Origin of the sequence: Curtobacterium sp. MCBD17_032 (assembly GCF_003234855.1) — a bacterium.
Classification (GTDB): domain Bacteria; phylum Actinomycetota; class Actinomycetes; order Actinomycetales; family Microbacteriaceae; genus Curtobacterium.
The window spans coordinates 17104-34878 of the sequence record NZ_QKTO01000012.1; the positions used below are offsets into that span (position 1 = coordinate 17104).

14 protein-coding genes are annotated in these 17775 nt (G+C 70.9%); 5 read left to right on the forward strand and 9 right to left on the reverse strand.

Going from position 1 to position 17775, the window contains the following annotated elements; translation table 11 throughout:
- Positions 1 to 285 precede the first annotated feature (285 nt).
- From DEI91_RS13190 to aroA, 3 genes are read right to left on the reverse strand one after another with little or no spacing between them, the layout of a single operon-like run.
- Entirely contained in the window at positions 286 to 1071 is a 786-nt protein-coding gene (locus DEI91_RS13190) for an inositol monophosphatase family protein (RefSeq protein WP_111052780.1), read from the reverse strand.
- A 44-nt stretch (positions 1072 to 1115) separates the two neighbouring features.
- A complete protein-coding gene (rsgA, locus tag DEI91_RS13195; protein WP_111052734.1) occupies positions 1116 to 2168 on the reverse strand; it encodes a ribosome small subunit-dependent GTPase A in 1053 nt (350 codons plus the stop codon).
- A complete protein-coding gene (aroA, locus tag DEI91_RS13200; protein ID WP_111052735.1) occupies positions 2165 to 3559 on the reverse strand; it encodes a 3-phosphoshikimate 1-carboxyvinyltransferase in 1395 nt (464 codons plus the stop codon). Before aroA ends, rsgA begins: the two co-directional genes overlap by 4 nt.
- Positions 3560 to 3708: 149 nt before the next feature.
- Here aroA and DEI91_RS13205 point away from each other — a divergent pair, with 149 nt between their 5' ends.
- Together DEI91_RS13205 and DEI91_RS13210 are read left to right on the forward strand one after the other, a co-directional pair.
- Positions 3709 to 4527 (forward strand): sigma-70 family RNA polymerase sigma factor, encoded by an 819-nt coding sequence (locus tag DEI91_RS13205; protein ID WP_111052781.1) that lies wholly within the window; start codon positions 3709 to 3711, stop codon positions 4525 to 4527.
- Complete coding sequence (locus DEI91_RS13210) at positions 4527 to 4769, forward strand: zf-HC2 domain-containing protein (RefSeq protein WP_110825167.1); 243 nt, start codon at positions 4527 to 4529, stop codon at positions 4767 to 4769. The genes DEI91_RS13205 and DEI91_RS13210 overlap by 1 nt, the downstream gene beginning before the upstream one ends.
- Positions 4770 to 4822: 53 nt before the next feature.
- On the opposite strand, the gene DEI91_RS13215 is transcribed toward DEI91_RS13210, so the two are convergent.
- Together DEI91_RS13215 and DEI91_RS13220 are read right to left on the reverse strand one after the other, a co-directional pair.
- Positions 4823 to 6202: a LamG-like jellyroll fold domain-containing protein gene (locus DEI91_RS13215; protein WP_111052736.1), complete on the reverse strand. Its 1380-nt coding sequence runs from the start codon at positions 6200 to 6202 to the stop codon at positions 4823 to 4825.
- A gap of 94 nt (positions 6203 to 6296) precedes the next feature.
- Positions 6297 to 6869: a hypothetical protein gene (locus DEI91_RS13220; RefSeq protein WP_111052737.1), complete on the reverse strand. Its 573-nt coding sequence runs from the start codon at positions 6867 to 6869 to the stop codon at positions 6297 to 6299.
- A gap of 103 nt (positions 6870 to 6972) precedes the next feature.
- Between DEI91_RS13220 and DEI91_RS13225 the strand changes: the two genes are divergently transcribed.
- Positions 6973 to 7413, forward strand: a complete 441-nt coding sequence (locus tag DEI91_RS13225) for a GNAT family N-acetyltransferase (RefSeq protein ID WP_111052738.1) — start codon at positions 6973 to 6975, stop codon at positions 7411 to 7413.
- 97 nt (positions 7414 to 7510) lie between these two features.
- Here DEI91_RS13225 and DEI91_RS13230 read toward each other — a convergent pair whose 3' ends face one another.
- A complete protein-coding gene (locus DEI91_RS13230) occupies positions 7511 to 11329 on the reverse strand; it encodes a multifunctional oxoglutarate decarboxylase/oxoglutarate dehydrogenase thiamine pyrophosphate-binding subunit/dihydrolipoyllysine-residue succinyltransferase subunit (protein ID WP_181439605.1) in 3819 nt (1272 codons plus the stop codon).
- 178 nt (positions 11330 to 11507) lie between these two features.
- Between DEI91_RS13230 and DEI91_RS13235 the strand changes: the two genes are divergently transcribed.
- Positions 11508 to 12947, forward strand: coding sequence for a GuaB1 family IMP dehydrogenase-related protein (locus DEI91_RS13235; RefSeq protein ID WP_111052739.1), 1440 nt, complete (start codon positions 11508 to 11510; stop codon positions 12945 to 12947).
- A gap of 75 nt (positions 12948 to 13022) precedes the next feature.
- Here DEI91_RS13235 and DEI91_RS13240 read toward each other — a convergent pair whose 3' ends face one another.
- From DEI91_RS13240 to DEI91_RS13250, 3 genes are all read right to left on the reverse strand, one after another.
- Positions 13023 to 14063 (reverse strand): hemolysin family protein, encoded by a 1041-nt coding sequence (locus DEI91_RS13240; protein ID WP_111052740.1) that lies wholly within the window; start codon positions 14061 to 14063, stop codon positions 13023 to 13025.
- Complete coding sequence (locus tag DEI91_RS13245; protein ID WP_258374431.1) at positions 14060 to 15457, reverse strand: hemolysin family protein; 1398 nt, start codon at positions 15455 to 15457, stop codon at positions 14060 to 14062. Before DEI91_RS13245 ends, DEI91_RS13240 begins: the two co-directional genes overlap by 4 nt.
- A gap of 191 nt (positions 15458 to 15648) precedes the next feature.
- A complete protein-coding gene (locus DEI91_RS13250) occupies positions 15649 to 16272 on the reverse strand; it encodes an HAD family phosphatase (protein WP_111052741.1) in 624 nt (207 codons plus the stop codon).
- 34 nt (positions 16273 to 16306) lie between these two features.
- On the opposite strand from DEI91_RS13250, the gene DEI91_RS13255 reads away from it, so the two are divergent.
- Positions 16307 to 17749 (forward strand): recombinase family protein, encoded by a 1443-nt coding sequence (locus DEI91_RS13255; RefSeq protein WP_111052742.1) that lies wholly within the window; start codon positions 16307 to 16309, stop codon positions 17747 to 17749.
- Positions 17750 to 17775 lie beyond the last annotated feature (26 nt).

Here is a 17775-nt window from a genome sequence, read left to right on the forward strand (position 1 = left end):
TTGCGCTGACAGGGTCGATGTGTGGACGGATCGCGGATGACGGGCCTGGGTGGGCTCGGTTCCGCTCGGGAACGATGTATCCATCGTCGTGGTCACCCCTCGGGTTAGGGCAGTCGGACGAGACGACGGAGGGCCTGTCCGGGCCGGGACCAGGGATCCCGGCGAGTATCGACCTGCCGTCACGAGAACGGTAACCCAGCATCGGACGCGCTGGTGGAACCGTCAGTGTCGAGCGCCGATCGACGTACCCCCAGTACGGGGGCCAGCCCGGAGCGGGGCCGTCGGTCAGACCCTTCGGACGACCCCGACGACGGCGTCGTGGACCAGGCCGTTCGAGGCGAGCGCGCTGCCGTGCCACGGGCCCGGGTCGCCGTCGAGGGAGGTCAGGCGGCCACCGGCCTCCTCCACGATGGGCACGAGGGCAGCGATGTCCCACGGCTTGAGGTCCGGCTCGCCCGCGACGTCGAGCACGCCCTCGGCGACCATCATGTACGACCACATGTCGCCGTAGGCCCGGGTGCGCCAGACCGTCCGGGACAACGCGACGAGCGCGTCGAGCCGGTCGTCGTCGTCCCACTGCTGCAGCGAGTTGTAGCTGATGCTGGCGTCCTCGAGGGCGCTGACGCCCGAGACCCGCAGCGGCCCCTCGAACGAGTGCGCGCCGAGGCCCTCCGCCGCCCACCAGCGCTTGCCGAGGGCCGGGGCGCTCACCACGCCGAGGACGGGGCGGCCGTCGACCGCGAGTGCGATGAGCGTCGCCCACACCGGCACGCCGCGCAGGTAGTTCGCGGTGCCGTCGATCGGGTCGACCACCCATTGGCGGTGTCCGGTGCTGACGGCCTCGGCGCCGCTGTCCGCCGTGGTCTCCTCGCCGAGGAACGCGTCGTCGGGACGTTCGGTGGCGAGCCGGTCGCGCAGCGCCCGCTCGACGGCCTGGTCGGCGTCCGTCACCGCGGTGTGGTCGGCCTTCTCCGTGACGTGCAGGTCGGCTGCGCGGAAGCGGTCGAGGCTGATCGCGTCGGCGGTGTCGGCGAGGGAACGGGCGAAGTCCAGGTCGGCGCTGAGGTCCACGATCCCGAGCGTAGCGGCGGGACGACGGACCCGGCACGACCGGGTCACGCCGAGCCGGGGTCCTCCGCGCCCATGCCCGTCAGCAGTGCCCGGAACGAGTCGAGCCGCTCGACGCCGGTCGTCCCGAGTTCGCCGTTCTGCACCCGGTCGACGATCTCCCAGTCGTGCGCCTGGTCGAGCGGGATGCCGTCGGGGGAGTCCTGCACGGTGATCGCGTGCGAGGCGAACGCCCGGAACACGTTCTCCGGCTGCACGTGCCCGAGGCCGAACGACCGGACGCCGGGAGTGTCGATGATCCAACCGCCGTCCCGCACCCGCAGCGCGATCGAGGACGACGACGTGTGCCGCCCCCGACCGGTGACGGAGTTCACGACGCCGATCGCCCGCGTCGACCCGGTCAGGGCGTTCACGAGCGTCGACTTCCCGACACCCGAGTGACCCACGGTGACGGTGACCTTGCCGTCCAGCAGTTCGTGCAGCGCCTCGAACGGCACGTCGTCGGCGCGGCTCGTCACGATCCGCAGGTCCAGGCAGGCGAAGTGTGCCAGGAACGACGTCGGGTCGGCGAGGTCCGTCTTCGTGATGCAGAGGATCGGGTCGAGACCGGCGTCGAACGCCGCCACCAGGTACCGGTCGATGAGTCGGGTCCGGGGCTCCGGGTCCGCAGCGGCGACGACGATGAGCATCTGGTCGGCGTTCGCGACGATGACGCGTTCGACCTCGTCCGAGTCGTCGGCGCTCCGTCGGAGCAGGGTCGTCCGCTCGGCGACCCGGACGATGCGGGCCAACGAGCCCTCGCTGCCGGACACGTCGCCGGTGAGGGAGACGTGGTCGCCCGTGACGACCGACTTGCGGCCCAGCTCACGGGCCTTCGTCGCGGTGACGGCCCGCTCACCGTCGGTGTCGGTGACGAGCACGCCGAAGCGCCCGCGGTCGACGTTCATCACCCATCCCGACGGCGCGTCCTCGTACGTCGGCCGGGTCTTCGTCCGCGGCCGGTTGCCCTTCGGGTTCGGTCGGACCCGCACGCTCGACTCGTCGTACTGGCCGTAGGGCTCGTCCTCGTCCGCGCCGTCCGTGTCGTCCCACCAGCTCATGCCGGCGTCCCCTCTGCTGTGTCGGCCGCGCCTGGTGCGCCGGCGACGTCCCGGTCGGCCGTGGCGACCAGGTCGGCCCACAGCTCCGGGAACTGCGGCAGCGTCTTCGCGGTGGAGCCGATGTCGTCGACCGCCACCCCCGCCGTGACCAGACCGACGACGGCTCCCGCGGTGGCCATCCGGTGGTCGTCGTACGCGCCCCACTCGCCGCCGGCGAGCCGCGCCGGCTCGATGCGGAGGCCCTCCTCGCGTTCGGTCACCGCGCCTCCCAGGCCGGTGAGGTCCGCCGCGAGCGCGGCGAGCCGGTCCGTCTCGTGCCCGCGGAGGTGCCCGATGCCCGAGACCTCGCTCGGCCCGTCGGCCAGGGCCGCCAGCGCGACGAGCGCCGGGGCGAGTTCACCGCCGCGCGTCAGGTCCAGATCGACACCCGGCAGGGAGGCCCCACCACGGACCCCGACCCCGCCGTCGAAGACCAGGTCCGCACCGTCCCGCGTCACGCTCGCGCCCCACAGCGGCAGGAGCGTCTCGAGGTCGGCGCCGACCTGCGTCGTCTCGGTCGGCCAGGTCCGGATCCGGACCGTCCCACCGGCGACGAGCGCGGCGACCGCGAACGGCGCCGCGTTCGAGAGGTCGGGCTCGATCGTCACGTCCCGGGCGCCGATCGGCCCGGGGTGCACGACCCACTCGCCGACGCTCGGCTCGTCGACGCGGACGCCGCGGGCGCGGAGGACGTCGACCGTCATCGCGATGTGCGGCATGCTCGGCAGTCGTTCGCCGACGTGCCGGAGGTGCAGGCCCTCGTCGAAACGGGGTGCCGAGAGCAGCAGGCCGGAGACGAACTGGGACGACGCCGAGGCGTCGATGTCGAGCGTCCCGCCCCGGACCGAACCGCTGCCGACGAAGGTGAAGGGCATCGCGCCGGCGCCGTCGTCGGTGACGTCCACGCCGAGGTCGACGAGCGCGCGGATGATCGCAGCCATCGGTCGCTTGCGGGCGTAGGGGTCGCCGTCGATCGTGACCGGTCCCTCTGCCAGCGCGGCGAGGGGCGGCAGGAAGCGCATCACCGTGCCCGCGAGGCCGCAGTCGACGCGGACACCGCCGCGCATGGGGGCGGGCGTGACGCGGAGGTCGGGACCGTAGGGGTTCCCCGGCTCGCCCGCGGCCGGCTCGAGCTCCTCGATGACGACGCCGAGCTGCCGGAGTGCGGTCGTCATGAGCGCGGAGTCGCGCGAGTGCAGGGGCAGCCGGATCACGGACGGGCCGTCCGCGAGCGCGGCGAGGACGAGCTCGCGGTTCGTCAGGGACTTCGACCCGGGGAGGGCGACGTCCCCGGCGAGGGGACCCGGCGCGACGGGGGCGGTCCAGGGGCGGGAATGCGTCGTGGCTGCCATCGGTTCACAACACTACTGAACCCATCGGGAGGAGCACGGTGATCGCACTCGCACCGTCACGACCGGCCGCCGCGGAGCTGCCGTCGGTCGCCACGACGCTGACCGAGCCGCAGGGCCCGGACATGCTCGTCCGCCTAGACTGGCGGGCGATGACGACCGACGAACCGCAGCACGCACCGGACGACCTGGTCGAGGAGACCGAGGCGCAGCTCGACGCTGTCGAAGACGAGGACGAAGCGCTGTCGGCGTCCGAGGACGGCTCGGCCGCGCCTGCTGCCGAGGTCGAGGCGGTCGACGCCACGACCGTCTCCGAGCACGAGCTGCGCCGACTGTTCGAGGACCAAGCGTTGCCGTTCATGGACCAGCTCTACGGCGCGGCGATGCGGATGACGCGGAACCCGGCCGATGCGTCCGACCTCGTGCAGGAGACGTTCGTCAAGGCCTTCGCCGCGTTCCGGCAGTTCCGGCAGGGCACGAACCTCAAGGCGTGGCTCTACCGGATCCTGACGAACACGTTCATCAACACGTACCGCAAGAACCAGCGGAACCCCTACCAGGGGACCATCGACGAGCTCGAGGACTGGCAGCTCGGCGGCGCGGAGAGCGTGACGCAGTCGATCTCGGCGCGTTCCGCGGAGGCCGACGCCATCGACCACCTGCCGTCCTCCGCCGTGAAGGACGCGCTGCAGGCCATCCCGGAGGACTTCCGGATGGCCGTCTACTTCGCCGATGTCGAAGGGTTCTCGTACCAGGAGATCGCCGACATCATGAAGACCCCCGTGGGGACGGTCATGAGCCGTCTCCACCGTGGACGCCGGCTCCTCCGCGGGCTGTTGGCGGACCACGCACGCGAGACCGGTGTCGTCCCCGACGCAGCGTCGACGGCGACGATGCGCGGACGAGGCCGAGGTGCAGGCACGCGGGCGGCCACGACGGCCGGTCCCCGCACGACCCGGAAGGACGCATGATGAGCGGGTGCGACTGCTCGAAGGCGAAGGCGGAACTCGAGGAGTTCCTCCACGACGAGCTCCGCCACGAGGACGCCGCGGACATCCGCGAGCACATGGACGGCTGCGAGGACTGCCTCACGGAGCACCGGGTCGGCGTGGTGCTCATGGAGACCGTCAAGCGGGCCTGCCAGGAGACCGCTCCCGAGCAGCTCCGCGGCGAGGTGCTCGCCCGACTCCGCGCGGTGCAGTCCACGCACTGACCGCGGCACGATGCTGGCCCCGCACGCTCCTCGTCCACTGCTCGCCGGTCGGCTCAGCGCCCGGCGGCGGCGTGGGCGCGGATCTCGTCCGCGCTGAGCACCCGCTCGTACACCCGCACGTGGTCGACCTCGCCCGCGAAGTCGTACGGGTAGGTGGCGCCCGCCCACGGGTCGAGGGACTGCCTGCCCACCCGCCAGTAGCCGGGCGTGGTCTCGGGGTTCCGGAGGTCGGACCTGCTGCTCTGCGCGATGCCGTCCAGCCAGAGTTCGAGGCGGCCCGGTGTGAAGGTGCCGACCACGTGGTGCCACGTGTCGTCGTGCACCGCTTCCTTGCTGGCCACCTGGAAGCGGAAGCCGTTGCCGGCGCCCTGCACGCCGACGTGCACGAGACCCTTGCCGTCGAGGTAGACCAGGCGTGACTTGATGCTGGAGACGCTCGTCCGGTCCGACCCGAAGCCGAGGACGTGGCCGCGAGCGGTGTCGGTACGGAACCACACCTCGACCGAGAAGGTCGTCGGTGGCGTTCCGGAGGTCGTGCTGACGAGGCGCGATGACTCGCCGGCGAGCACGAGCCTGGGACCGTCGGCGCAGGAGGCATCGACACGGCCGGCACCGTCGGACATGGTCCCGGTGTTGCCGTGCCCGGAGCGGTCGACCACGTCGCCACGTGGTTCGTCGAAGTCCCAGGCCAGGACGGCGTCGTCGTCCGGATGCTGCCTGAAGCAGTCGAACGCGGCGGTGCCGAACGACCCCGTCCCGGAGGTCACGCCGCTGAAGACGGCCCCTGCGAGTGTCGAGCCGGCGAGCGCGAGGCCGATCAGCACGGTCGCGGTCGGGAGCAGGACGCGAGCACCGCCGCGACGGTCGTGCCCACCGAGCGGGACCGTCATGCTGCGCGGGGTGCCGCACCGTGCGCAGGGGATGCCGCTGCGGACCGCACGGTCGAGTCCCGCCACGCGGACGAGTGCGACGACGGCCAGTGCGACGGTCACGATCGTCAGCCAGTCGCCCGAGCGTGACCACACCACGGGCAGCCCGGAGAACGGGAAGCGGAGGACACCGATGCCGTGCACCGCCGCGGGTGCGACCAGGCTCGTGTCCGCATCGGGGTTGGCGTCGCCTCGGAGCCGGAGGCCGTCGGCCTCGACCCGGTGCAGTCGGTGCAACCGGAGCCGGTCCGGCCGGTCCGGGTCGTCCACCAGCAGGACCCGTCCGGGGGTGATGTGCTCGGCGCTCGTGGGGACGGTCGCGACGACGTCGCCGGACCGGATCGCCGGTGCCATCGAGTCGCTCATCACGGTCGTGACCTCGGCGCCGAGGACCGAGGCGACGACCGGCCACAGGACGAGGAGCAGAGCGGTCCAGAGGGCCGTGCGGGCGAGGACGGCGACGAGGACCGGGAGCCGGTCCCCGGGGCAACGGGGTGCAGTCATGGTCGTCCTCCGGGTTCTCGTGGTCCGGCCCCGCGCGTGTGCGTCGCGCGGGGCCGGGTGTCGTGGTCGCCGGACCGAGCGGCGACCAGGCGGGTCACTTGCTGACGGCTTCCCAGACGAACGTCGTCGCGGCGGTGGCGTCCTGCGCCGTGTTGTCGGCGGTCGTCGGGAGCTCCCAGCCGATCTTCACGACGTGGCTGCTGGTCGTCGTGCCGGTGTCCCAGCCGCCGATGCCCGCACCGTGGTCGGTCTTCTGCATCAGCTGCGACAGCGAGCCGGAGAAGTCCGGCGTGAACGAGGTCGCGGCGCAGTCGGTGCCTGCCGCCGCGGTCGACACGGTCATCTGCAGCTGGTCGGAGAGCGGCGAGGCCGTCGAGGAGTCCTTCACGTACATCGTGACGGTGCTGTCGACGGTGCTGGCCGACGTGACGGTGAGGCACTTCGTCTCGGACTGCCCCGGGGCGATGCCGGTGGCGTCGAAGAGCGCCACGCCCGCGTCGTCGTCGGTCAGCTCCACCTTGCCGCTGGCCCACGTGTTCCCGGCGTTCTCGGTCGAGTCCGAGAACGCCGCGTACGAGGCGGTGCCGATGACGGTGCCGCTGAGGACCACCGCGAGCGGGACGGCGATCCAGGCGGCGAGGCGACTGTGCTGGGCAGAGAGGTGCATGGGGTTCCTCCGAGAGGGTGTCGAACGTACCGATGTGCAAGCATGTGAAATACTAACGTCCGAAAGGAGGATGCACAAGCCGCCGATCCGATAGGGTCGCGCCATGGCCCCCTCCGTCGAGTCGATCGCCACCTGGAGCGATGACGACGTCTCCGACGTCGCCGCGCTCGTCCGTCTGCTCGGTCACGTGGTCGACGAGTCCGCGATGCGGGATCGCCTCGACCGGCTCACCGCCGAGGCCGGTCACCGCACCTGGGTGGTCCGCGGGGACGACGATCGACCCGTCGCGGTCGCCGGTGCGCAGCTCACCTGGACCTACGCGAGCGACGCTCCGACCGCGCAGTTGCTCCTGCTCGTCGTCGACCCGTCGGCCAGGAGGCACGGCACCGGTTCCGCGCTCCTCGGCACCTTCGAGACGTGGGCCGTCGAGCAGGGTGCGCGTCAGCTCAGCGCCGTGAGCGCCGCGGCGACCGACAGCGCGCACCGCTTCTACCAGCGCCGCGGCTACCACGAGGCGGGCGTGCGCTACACCCGGCTCGTGTGAGCTGTGCTGGTCCCTCGCGCAAGCCGGAAGCGCCCCGTGCTGGACCCTGTCGGATCCAGGACGAGGCGCTTCCGGTCCTCCGCTCAGTCCGGCGCGCTCAAGCGCTCAACGCGCGGTCGATGACCTCGGCGGCCTCGGCGGCGGATCGCTTCGACGACCCGGTCGCCGGGGCCGCGCTCGCGAACCGCGCCGCGACCGACAGCGGTCGGCCGTCCAGGTGCGGGGACAGGTTCATGCAGACGAACGGCCAGGCGCCCTGGTTCTCCGGCTCCTCCTGGGCGAACACGACCTCGGCATCGGGGTAGCCGGCGAGGACCTCGAGGATGCGGTCGAGCGGGAGCGGGGCGAGCTGCTCCAGCCGGACGAGCGCCACGTCGGTGATGCCCCGCTTCTCCGCCTCGGTGCGCAGGTCGTGGTGGATCTTGCCCGAGTGCAGGACGACCCGGCGAACCGACCCGCGGTCGACGCCGCTCGCCTGCAGGCGGTCGTCGTCCAGGACCTCCTGGAAGGTGCCGGAGGTGAAGTCCGCCACCGCGCTCGTCGCCTGGCGGAGACGGAGCATCGCCTTGGGGGAGAAGACGACGAGCGGCTTCTGCGGCTTCGCCCACGCCTGCCGACGGAGCAGGTGGAAGTACGACGCGGGCGTCGACGGCCGGGCCACGACCATGTTGTCCTGGGCGCAGAGCTGCAGGTAGCGCTCGATCCGGCCGGACGAGTGGTCCGGTCCCTGGCCCTCGTAGCCGTGCGGGAGCAGGAGCACCAGGCCGGAGCGCTGGCCCCACTTCTGCTCGGCGGACGAGATGAACTCGTCGATCACGGTCTGGGCACCGTTCGCGAAGTCGCCGAACTGTGCCTCCCAGAGCACCAGGGCCTCGGGACGCTCGACCGAGTACCCGTACTCGAAGGCCATCGCCGCGTACTCGCTGAGGAGCGAGTCGTAGATGAAGAAGCGCGCCTGGTCCTCGGTGAGGTTCGCGAGCGGCAGCCACTCCTGACCGTTGGTCCGGTCGTGGAAGACCGCCTGCCGCTGGACGAACGTCCCACGACGGGCGTCCTGACCGGCGAGTCGCACCGGCTTGCCTTCGGTCAGGACCGACCCGATCGCCATGAGCTCGGCCATCGCCCAGTCGATGCCGCCCGAACGGGTCATCTCCCGGCGCTTCGTGAGGAGCTGCTGCAGCTTCGGGTGGATCGAGAAGCCCGACGGCGGGTTGCCGTGCGCGTCACCGATGAGCTCGACGAGCTCCTGGGAGACCGCGGTGTCGTGCACCTCGATCTCGGAGTCGTCGCGCTGCGCGGTCGGACGCTCGAGGCCGTTCACGGCACCGGAGTCCTCGACGCCGGACGTCGGTGCCGATCCGGTCTGTGCCTCGTGCGTCTCGGCGAAGGCGCGCTCCAGGCGGTCCTGGAAGTCGCGGTGCGCGTCGTCGTACTCCTGCTGCGTGATGTCGCCGCGGCCGACGAGGGCCTCGGTGTACAGCGTGCGGACGGAGCGCTTCGCCTCGATGAGGTTGTACATGAGCGGCTGCGTCATCGAGGGGTCGTCGCCCTCGTTGTGGCCGCGCCGGCGGTAGCAGACGAGGTCGATGACGACGTCGCGGTGGAACTCCTCGCGGTACGCGTACGCCAGGTCCGCCACCCGGGCCACGGCCTCCGGGTCGTCGCCGTTCACGTGGAAGACCGGGGCCTGGATGGTCTTCGCGACGTCGGTCGAGTACACCGAGGTGCGTGCCGACTCGGGTGGCGTCGTGAAGCCGACCTGGTTGTTGATGACGAGGTGCACGGTGCCACCGGTGCGGTAGCCGCGCAGCTGCGACATCTGCAGGGTCTCGACGACCACGCCCTGACCCGCCATCGCCGCGTCGCCGTGCACGAGCACGGGGAGCGTGCCGAACGTGCCGGCGGGCTTCCGGTCCTGCTTGGCACGGACGATGCCCTCGAGCACGCCGTCGACGGCCTCGAGGTGGGACGGGTTCGCGGCGATCGTCACCGGGATCCGGGACCCGTCGGACGCGCGGAACACGCCCTCGGTGCCGACGTGGTACTTGACGTCGCCGGAACCCTGACCGGAGACCGTGCCCGGGAGCTGGGTGCCCTCGAACTCGCGGAAGATCTGGCCGTAGGTCTTGCCGGCGATGTTCGTCAGCACGTTGAGGCGTCCGCGGTGCGCCATGCCGATCGCGACCTCGTCGAGGCCGTCCACGGCGGCGTGCTGGATGAGCGTGTCGAGGAACGCGATGGTCGACTCGCCGCCCTCGAGCGAGAACCGCTTCTGGCCGACGTACTTCGTCTGCAGGAAGGTCTCGAAGGCCTCGGCCTCGTTGAGCTTGCCGAGGACGCGGAGCTGCTCCTCCTTCGACGGCTTCGAGTAGGGGACCTCGATGCGCTCCTGCACCCAGCGACGCTGCTCCGGGTCCTGGATGTGCATGTACTCGATGCCGACCGTGCGGCAGTAGGCGTCGCGGAGGATCCCGAGGACGTCGCGCAGGGGAGCGGTCGTCGTGCCGGCGAGCCCGCCCGTGACGAACTCGCGGTCGAGGTCCCAGAACGTCAGCCCGTGGCTCTCGATCTCGAGGTCGGGGTGCGTGCGCTGCCGGTACTCGAGCGGGTCGATGTCCGCCATCAGGTGGCCGCGGACGCGGTAGCTGTTGATGAGCTCCTGCACGCGCGCGGTCTTGTTCACCCGGTGCGCCAGGTCGACGTTGATGTCGTTCGCCCACTGGATCGGCTTGTAGGGGATCCGGAGCGCGGCGAAGATGTCGTCGTAGAAGCCGTGCTGGCCGATGAGCCGCTCGTGCACCTTCTTGAGGAACTCGCCCGATCCGGCACCCTGGATGACGCGGTGGTCGTAGGTGCTCGTCAGCGTGATGGTCTTCCCGACGCCGAGCTCGATGAGCGTCTTCGGTGCGGAGCCCTGGAACTGCGCCGGGTACTCGAGGGCGCCGGCGCCGACGATGCAGCCCTGGCCCTTCGTCAGCCGGGGGACGGAGTGCGCGGTGCCGATGCCGCCGGGGTTCGTCAGGGAGATCGTCGTGCCCTGGAAGTCCGCCGGGGTGAGCTTGTTGTCCCGGGCGCGCTTGACGATGTCCTCGTACACCGAGAGGAACTGGCCGAACGTCAGGGCTTCGGCGCGTTTGATGCTCGGGACGAGCAGGGAGCGCGTGCCGTCCTTCTTCGGCACGTCGATCGCGATGCCGAGGTTGACGTGTGCCGGCGTGACGAGGAAGGGCTTGCCGTCGCGCTCCTCGTAGGAGACGTTCTGGCTCGGGAACTCCTTCAGCGTCTGCACCATCGCCCAGCCGATCAGGTGCGTGAAGGAGATCTTGCCCCCGCGGGCACGCCGCAGGTGGTTGTTGATGACGATCCGGTTGTCGATCATCAGCTTCGCCGGGATGGTCCGGACGCTGGTCGCGGTCGGGACGGTGAGCGACGCGTCCATGTTCGACGCGAGGGTCTTCGCCATGCCGCGCAGCGGGGTCGCGACGTCCTCGTGCGTCTCCTCGTGGTCGTCGGCCGCGTCGTTCGCCTCGGCGGGGATCGGCTGTGGGGACGGCTGGCGCGAGGTGGTGCGGGCTTGGAGCGGGGTCTTCGTCTCTCCCGTCGCGGGCTGCTGCGTCGAGGAGGGACCGGAGACGGCGGCGGGCTGACCCGCGGGGGCGTCCTGCGCGGCGGTCGTCTGCGCCGGGGCGGGCGTGCTCGAGTCGGCGTCCGCCGGGGTGCTCGGGGCGGCGTCGGCCGGGGCGGCGGTGTCGGTCGTGGCTGCCTGCGTCCGGTGGTAGCTCTCGAGGACGGGCCACCAGGACTCGTCGACGCTGCTCTTGTCCACGACGAACTGCTCGTAGAGCTCGTCCACCAGCCACTCGTTCGCGCCGAATTCGCCCGCGGTCTCGTCCGTTCCGGTCAGATGGCTCGACACAGCCGATCGCCCACTCTCCGTCGATTGATGCTCGTGTGTGTCGTGCGGGGCAACCCTGTCCCGCACGCCGTCAACCCTAGCCGCTCTCCCGTGGCCGCGAGGTGGGAGACGGCGGGCGAGTCGGGCCTCCCGGCGGGCTCCCGGCCGGGCCTCCGCCGCCCGCCGTACGATCGTCCCCATGAGGTTCTACGAGACGCGGCCGACCCACGACCTGACCTACTCCGACGTCTTCCTCGTCCCGAGCCGGTCGAGCGTGACGAGCCGCTTCGACGTGGACCTCGCGACGGGCGACGGCACCGGCGCGACGATCCCGGTCGTCAGCGCGAACATGAACTCGGTCACCGGCCCGCGCCTCGCCGCGACGCTCGCCCGGCGTGGCGGACTCGGTGTGCTGCCGCAGGACATGCACCTGCAGGACCTCGCCGAGGCGATCCGCTGGGTGAAGGCGCAGCCGGTCGCGTACGACTCCGCACTCGAGCTCGGCGCCGACGCGACCGTGGCCGAGGCACTCGAGCAGCTCCTGCCGGTCGAGGGCCGCGGCATCGTGGTGCGCGACCCGGCGGGGGAGTACCTCGGCTGCGTGCCCGCGACGCGGCTCGCCACCGCCGGCGCGGACGCGGTCCTCGGCGACCTGCTGCACGGCGCGACGGTCGCGATCGACGCCGAGGACGCGGGCACGCCCCGGCACGTGTACGACGTGCTGACCGCGGCCGGTGTCGACTTCGCCCCGGTGATGCGGCACGGCAAGGTGGTCGGCACGACGAGCCCGACGAGCGCCATCCGCTCCGACATCTACCGACCGGCGGTCGACGCCTCCGGACGACTCCGCGTGGCCGCCGCGGTCGGCATCAACGGCGACGTCGCCGCCAAGGCCGCCGCACTGGCCGAAGCGGGCGTCGACGTGCTCGTCCTCGACACCGCGCACGGCCACCAGGAGGGCATGCTCCGCGCCCTCCGCGCCGTCTCGGCCCTGCGGCTCGGCATCCCGCTCGTCGCGGGGAACGTCGTCACCGCCGACGCCGTCGCGCACCTCGTCGCCGCGGGTGCCTCGATCATCAAGGTCGGGGTCGGCCCGGGCGCCATGTGCACGACCCGCATGATGACCGCCGTCGGGCGGCCGCAGTTCTCCGCCGTGCTCGAGACCGCCGCGGCGGCCCGGTCGCTCGGCGCGCACGTCTGGGCCGACGGCGGGGTCCGGTACCCGCGGGACGTCGCCCTCGCGCTCGCCGCCGGCGCCTCGGCCGTGATGATCGGCTCGTGGTTCGCGGGCACGCTCGAGGCACCGGGCGTGCTCCGCCGCGACGCCTCGGGCCGCGCGTACAAGGAGAGCTGGGGGATGGCGTCCGCGAAGGCCGTGCGCGAGCGCTTCGAGCGCCTCGACCCGTACGAGCGTGCCCGCAAGGCGCTCTTCGCCGAGGGCATCTCGTCGTCGACCATCTACCTCGACCCGGAGCGCCCGAGCGTCGAGGACCTGCTCGACATGATCACGACGGGCCTCCGTAGCTCCGCCACGTACGCCGGCGCGACGACCCTGGCCGAGTTCTCGGAGCGCGCGCTCGTCGGCATCCAGTCGGCCGCCGGGTACGAGGAGGGCAAGCCCCTGCCCGTCAGCTCGTAGCGCGACGGACGGGAGGCCCGGTACCAGCTGGTACCGGGCCTCCCGTCCGTCCTGGGCCGCGTCAGCGAACCCGCGTCAGCGGCGTCGGGTCGCGTCCTCGACCGTGCCGATGAGCTCCTCGAGGATGTCCTCGAGGAAGAGCACACCGGTCGTCCGGCCTTCGGCGTCGAACGCCCGGGCCACGTGTCGCCCGGCCCCGCGCATCGTCGCGAGTGCGTCCTCGAGGTCCATCTCGGTGTAGAGCGAGATGAGCTGGCGGATGCGCTTCGGCGGCACGGGGTCGTCGAACTCGTCCGGACGCAGGTCGATGACGTCCTTGACGTGCACGTACCCGGTCGGGTCGCCGGCGTCGTCGACGAGCACGTACCGCGAGAACCCGCGCTGCGACACCATCCGCTCGACGTCGGCCGGGGTGGCGTCCTCGTGCAGCGTGACGAGCCCGGACATCGGCACGGCGACGTCCTTGACCTTCTTCTCGGTGAACTCGAACGCCATCCGGAGCGTGCCGGAGTCGTCAGCGAGGGTGCCCTCGCGTCGGGACTGCTCGACGATCGTCTGCACCTCGTCGACCGTGAATGCGCTGACCGCCTCGTCCTTCGGCTCGACCTTGAACAGCCGCAGGACGCCGTTCGCGACCTCGTTCAGGCCGACGACGACCCAGTGCAGGCCGTGGCCGATGTACCAGAGCGTCGGGACGAGCATGAGCGCGGCCCGGTCCGGCATCGAGAACGAGATGTTCTTCGGGACCATCTCGCCGAACACGACGTGCAGGAACGACACGAGCAGCAGCGTGAACACGAACGCCACGATGCCGATCACCTCGGCGCTCCACCCGGTCAGGTGCAGCGGGACCTCGAGCAGGTGGTGGATCGCCGGCTCGGAGACGTTCAGGATGAGCAGCGAGCAGACCGTGATGCCGAGCTGGGTCGTCGCGAGCATGCGGGTCGCGTGCTCCATCGCCCACAGGGTCATCTGCGCGGCCCGGGAGCCCTGCTCGGCCCGCGGTTCGATCTGCGAGCGGCGTGCGGAGATGACGGCGAACTCGGCGGCGACGAAGAACGCGTTGCCCCCGAGCAGCACGAAGAGCCAGAAGATGCCCCACCAGTCGGAACTCATCGGTCGGCCTCCGCGGTGCTCGTCGTCGTGCTCGTCGTCCGTGGGCTCGTCGTCCGGGGGCTCGTCGTCCCGGGGCGGGTCGCCGTCGGGGTGGCGGTGCTCCCGGCGGGGGAGTCGACCGGGTTCGGTGTGTAGCGGATGCGGTCGATGCGACGACCGTCGAGGCGCTCGACCCGGAACACGCCGGAGTCGATCGTGACCTCGTCGCCCACCACGGGCAGGCGTCCGAGCTCCTGCATGAGGAACCCGCCGACGGTCTCGTACGGACCGTCCTCGGGCACGGTGACGCTCGCGCGGTCCTCGAGCTCGTCCGGACGGAGCAGGCCCGGGAAGGTGAGCCAACCGCGGCTGCGCACGACGTCGATGCGGGCGCGGTCGTGCTCGTCCGACACCTCGCCGACGATCTCCTCGATCAGGTCCTCGAGGGTGACGACACCGGCCGTCCCGCCGTACTCGTCGACGACGATGACCATCTGGTAGCCGCGGCCACGGACCTCGGTGAGCAGCGTGTCGCCGGGCATGGTCTCGGGGACCCGCTCGGCGTCGGTCATGAGTGCGCCGACCGGGACCTCGGCGCGCTTCTCGCGCGGGACCGAGACGGCCTGCTTGACGTGCACGAGCCCGACGACGTCGTCCGCGTCCTCCTCGATGACCGGGAAGCGGCTGAAGCCGGTCCGGCGTGCGAGGGCGATGACCGCGTCCGCGCTGTCGGACACGCGGATGGTCGACAGCCGCGGCCGGGGCGTCATGACGTCGCTGGCGTTGAGTTCGGAGAACGCCAGCGTCCGCTCCAGGAGCGTGGCGGTGTCCTGCTCGAGGGACCCCTCCGACGCCGAGCGACGCAGCAGCGACGTGAGTTCCTCGGCGCTCCGGGCACCGGACAGTTCTTCCTGCGGCTCGATGCCGATCGATCGGAGCACGGCGTTCGCGGTGCCGTTCAGCACGGCGACCGCGGGCTTGAAGACCGTCGTGAACCCCACCTGCAGCGGCACGACGAGCTTCGCGGTCTGCAGGGGCAGCGCGAGGGCGAAGTTCTTCGGCACGAGCTCGCCGAGGATCATCGACAGCAGGGTCGCGATGACGAGGGCGACGATCGACCCCACGGTCTCGACGACGGCCTCGGGCAGGTCCATGGCGAGGAACGGTGCCTCGAGCAGCTTCGCGATGGACGGTTCGAGCAGGTACCCGGTGAGCAGCGTCGTGAGGGTGATGCCGAGCTGGGCACTCGACAGGTGCGTCGAGGTGACCTTCAGCGCACCGATGACGGGGCTCAGGCCGGACTCACCGCGGTCGCGGCGGGCTTCCACGTCGGCACGGTCGAGGTTGACGAGCGAGAACTCGGACGCCACGAAGACGCCGGTGCCGAGCGTCAGCAGGATGCCGCCGACGAGCATGACGATGTCGACGGGGCTCACGAGGCGCACCTCGGAGTCGGGCAGCTCACTGTGTGAGCGGCGGGCATGTGATGGTCAGCGCAACTAGGAGGGTCGTCCACAATGAGGGCATCGTACCGGGCGTGCGCTCGGAAGAGCCGAGGAGCCGTGTCGGACGTGCGCCGGGCCTCCCGTCCGGCCGCGCTGCGCCGTCAGGCGGCAGGTCCGGCGAGCGCCTCGAGCGCCGACCGCAGCGCGGTCACCGAGGTGAAGTGCACACCGACCGCGCCGATCGCGTCCGCCCCGGCCGCGTTCTCCGCCCGGTTGTCGACGAACACCATCGCCGCGGGCTCGATCCCGAGGCGGTCACACGTGTCGCGGTAGATGGACGCATCCGGCTTGAGCACGTGCTCCTCCGCACTCACCACGACGGTCTCGAACAACGAGCCCATCGGCGAGTACCGGTACGGGTCGCCGAAGTCGAAGCCCGCATTCGAGAGCAGCGCCAGGCGGGTGCCGGCGTCGTGGAGTTCCTCGACGAGCGCCAGGACTTCGGGGTCGACCTCGAACCACCCGGTGTAGTCGAGCGCCCAGAACCGGTGGATCTCGGTCACGGACCAGGTCCGGCCGGTGCGCTCGCCGATCGCCCGCCAGTACGCGAGCACGGAGAGGTCGCCGCGGTCCAGGTCGTGCCGGAGCTCCTGGTACACGGGGAACAGCTCGTCCGCGTCGAGCCCGGTCGCCTCGAGCAGTGCGGCGCGGGCGGCGTGCGGGGTGCGGCTGATCACCTCGCCGTAGTCGAAGACGACGACACGGCCGGGCAGGGACAGGCTCATGCCCGTCACCGTACCCTGAGGCATCATCTCTGGTATGCCACTTCCGCAACCCCGCGCAGCCCTCTACGCCCGCATTAGTCAGGCTGTCGAGGACGTTGACAAGACGGCCAACCAGCTTGACCGGCTACGTCTCGCTGCCGCTCAGGCGGGCTACTCCGTGGCTGCCGAGTTCGAGGATGACGACATCAGCGCGTATGGGGGCAAGCGCCAGCGCCCCGGATGGAACGGGCTCCTGGCTGCCATCGATGCGGGCCAGGTCTCGGTGGTCATGGCAACAGCGCCGGACCGCTTCACCCGCGGGTCGGCCGTGGAGCTTGAAGCCTTCAAGGTGCTGTGCGCCCGCAACGGCGTCACACTGCACACCCTCACCATGGGCGTGCAAGACCCGAAGGACCCGGCTAGCGCTGCCGTCATGTCAATCATGGACACGCTTGGCGGGCTTGAGGTAGCCATCAAGACCGCTCGCCAGCATGCACGTATCAGCGATGACGTGCGCAACGGCGTGAGCCCTGCTACCCGACGTGTGTTCGGCTACGAGTCAGTCAAAGGCCGTGCTGGAGACATCCGAGAATCAGAAGCGGCCCTCATCCGGGATGCGGTCAAGTTCATCCTGGCAAGCGGCACTGCCTACGCGGTGGCTCAGCAGTGGAGAGCGGCCGGAGTGAAGACCACTCTCGGCTCGGACTGGAACTCCGGCACCGTGCGCCGGACACTCCTGCGCCCACGGCTTGCCGGGTGGCTGACCCACAAAGGTGCGCTGGTGTCCCAGACCCTTCCGGCGATCATCAGTCAGGAAGACCATGAGGCAGTGGTGTCGCTCCTCACCGACCCGTCACGCCGCCCCAAGCCGGGACCGAAAGAGGCGGCGCTCCTGTCGGGCATCATGCGGTGCCGCTGTGGCGGGACGATGGTTCGCAACTCCTATCGGGGAAAGTACATCTGCACGGTGGACACGTCCCGTACCAAGGGTGACCGCACCGGGCCGCTTCAGAGCATCCGCTTGGAAGTAGCGGATGCGGTAGTAGAGGACGCCTTCCTGGAGATGGCCGCTGACGGGGCGCTAGAAGCCCCTCAGGGTGACGATGACCTCCGTGAGGTCCAGGCGGAGCTTGATGCCAATTCGAGGGCTCAGGACGCCGCACAGGACGTGCTCATGGACCCAGACATTCGGGACAAGTCCCGGGCTAAGCGTCGAGTAGTGGAGCTTGAAGCGGCACGGGTTGCGCTGGAGGAGCGCCGTGACGCGTACATTGCCCGCCGCGCTCAGGGGTCGGCGTTCGACGAGTATTTGACACATTTCCAGGCGGGATGGACGGATGACGCCGCAGCGGATGCAGCAGCTTATGACCGTGCTTCCGCGGCTTGGATGGCGCTACCCATGGACAAGCGTCGGGACATCATCCGCGGTGCATTCGACATCTCACTCGGTGATAGGTGGGGCGTAGAGCGAGTGATTGTGGAGCGCAGGGTGGCATAACCGGGCAGTATGCCTTAGCTTGACTC

What these genes read in the sequence shown, in the direction of transcription:
- rsgA (WP_111052734.1), bottom strand. Translation starts at nt 2,168, where the DNA reads ATGAGCTGGTGGGACGACACGGACGGCGCGGACGAGGACGAGCCCTAC.
- aroA (WP_111052735.1), bottom strand. Translation starts at nt 3,559, where the DNA reads ATGGCAGCCACGACGCATTCCCGCCCCTGGACCGCCCCCGTCGCGCCG.
- DEI91_RS13205 (WP_111052781.1), top strand. Translation starts at nt 3,709, where the DNA reads ATGACGACCGACGAACCGCAGCACGCACCGGACGACCTGGTCGAGGAG.
- DEI91_RS13210 (WP_110825167.1), top strand. Translation starts at nt 4,527, where the DNA reads ATGAGCGGGTGCGACTGCTCGAAGGCGAAGGCGGAACTCGAGGAGTTC.
- DEI91_RS13215 (WP_111052736.1), bottom strand. Translation starts at nt 6,202, where the DNA reads ATGACTGCACCCCGTTGCCCCGGGGACCGGCTCCCGGTCCTCGTCGCC.
- DEI91_RS13220 (WP_111052737.1), bottom strand. Translation starts at nt 6,869, where the DNA reads ATGCACCTCTCTGCCCAGCACAGTCGCCTCGCCGCCTGGATCGCCGTC.
- DEI91_RS13225 (WP_111052738.1), top strand. Translation starts at nt 6,973, where the DNA reads ATGGCCCCCTCCGTCGAGTCGATCGCCACCTGGAGCGATGACGACGTC.
- DEI91_RS13235 (WP_111052739.1), top strand. Translation starts at nt 11,508, where the DNA reads ATGAGGTTCTACGAGACGCGGCCGACCCACGACCTGACCTACTCCGAC.
- DEI91_RS13240 (WP_111052740.1), bottom strand. Translation starts at nt 14,063, where the DNA reads ATGAGTTCCGACTGGTGGGGCATCTTCTGGCTCTTCGTGCTGCTCGGG.
- DEI91_RS13245 (WP_258374431.1), bottom strand. Translation starts at nt 15,457, where the DNA reads ATGCTCGTCGGCGGCATCCTGCTGACGCTCGGCACCGGCGTCTTCGTG.
- DEI91_RS13250 (WP_111052741.1), bottom strand. Translation starts at nt 16,272, where the DNA reads ATGAGCCTGTCCCTGCCCGGCCGTGTCGTCGTCTTCGACTACGGCGAG.
- DEI91_RS13255 (WP_111052742.1), top strand. Translation starts at nt 16,307, where the DNA reads ATGCCACTTCCGCAACCCCGCGCAGCCCTCTACGCCCGCATTAGTCAG.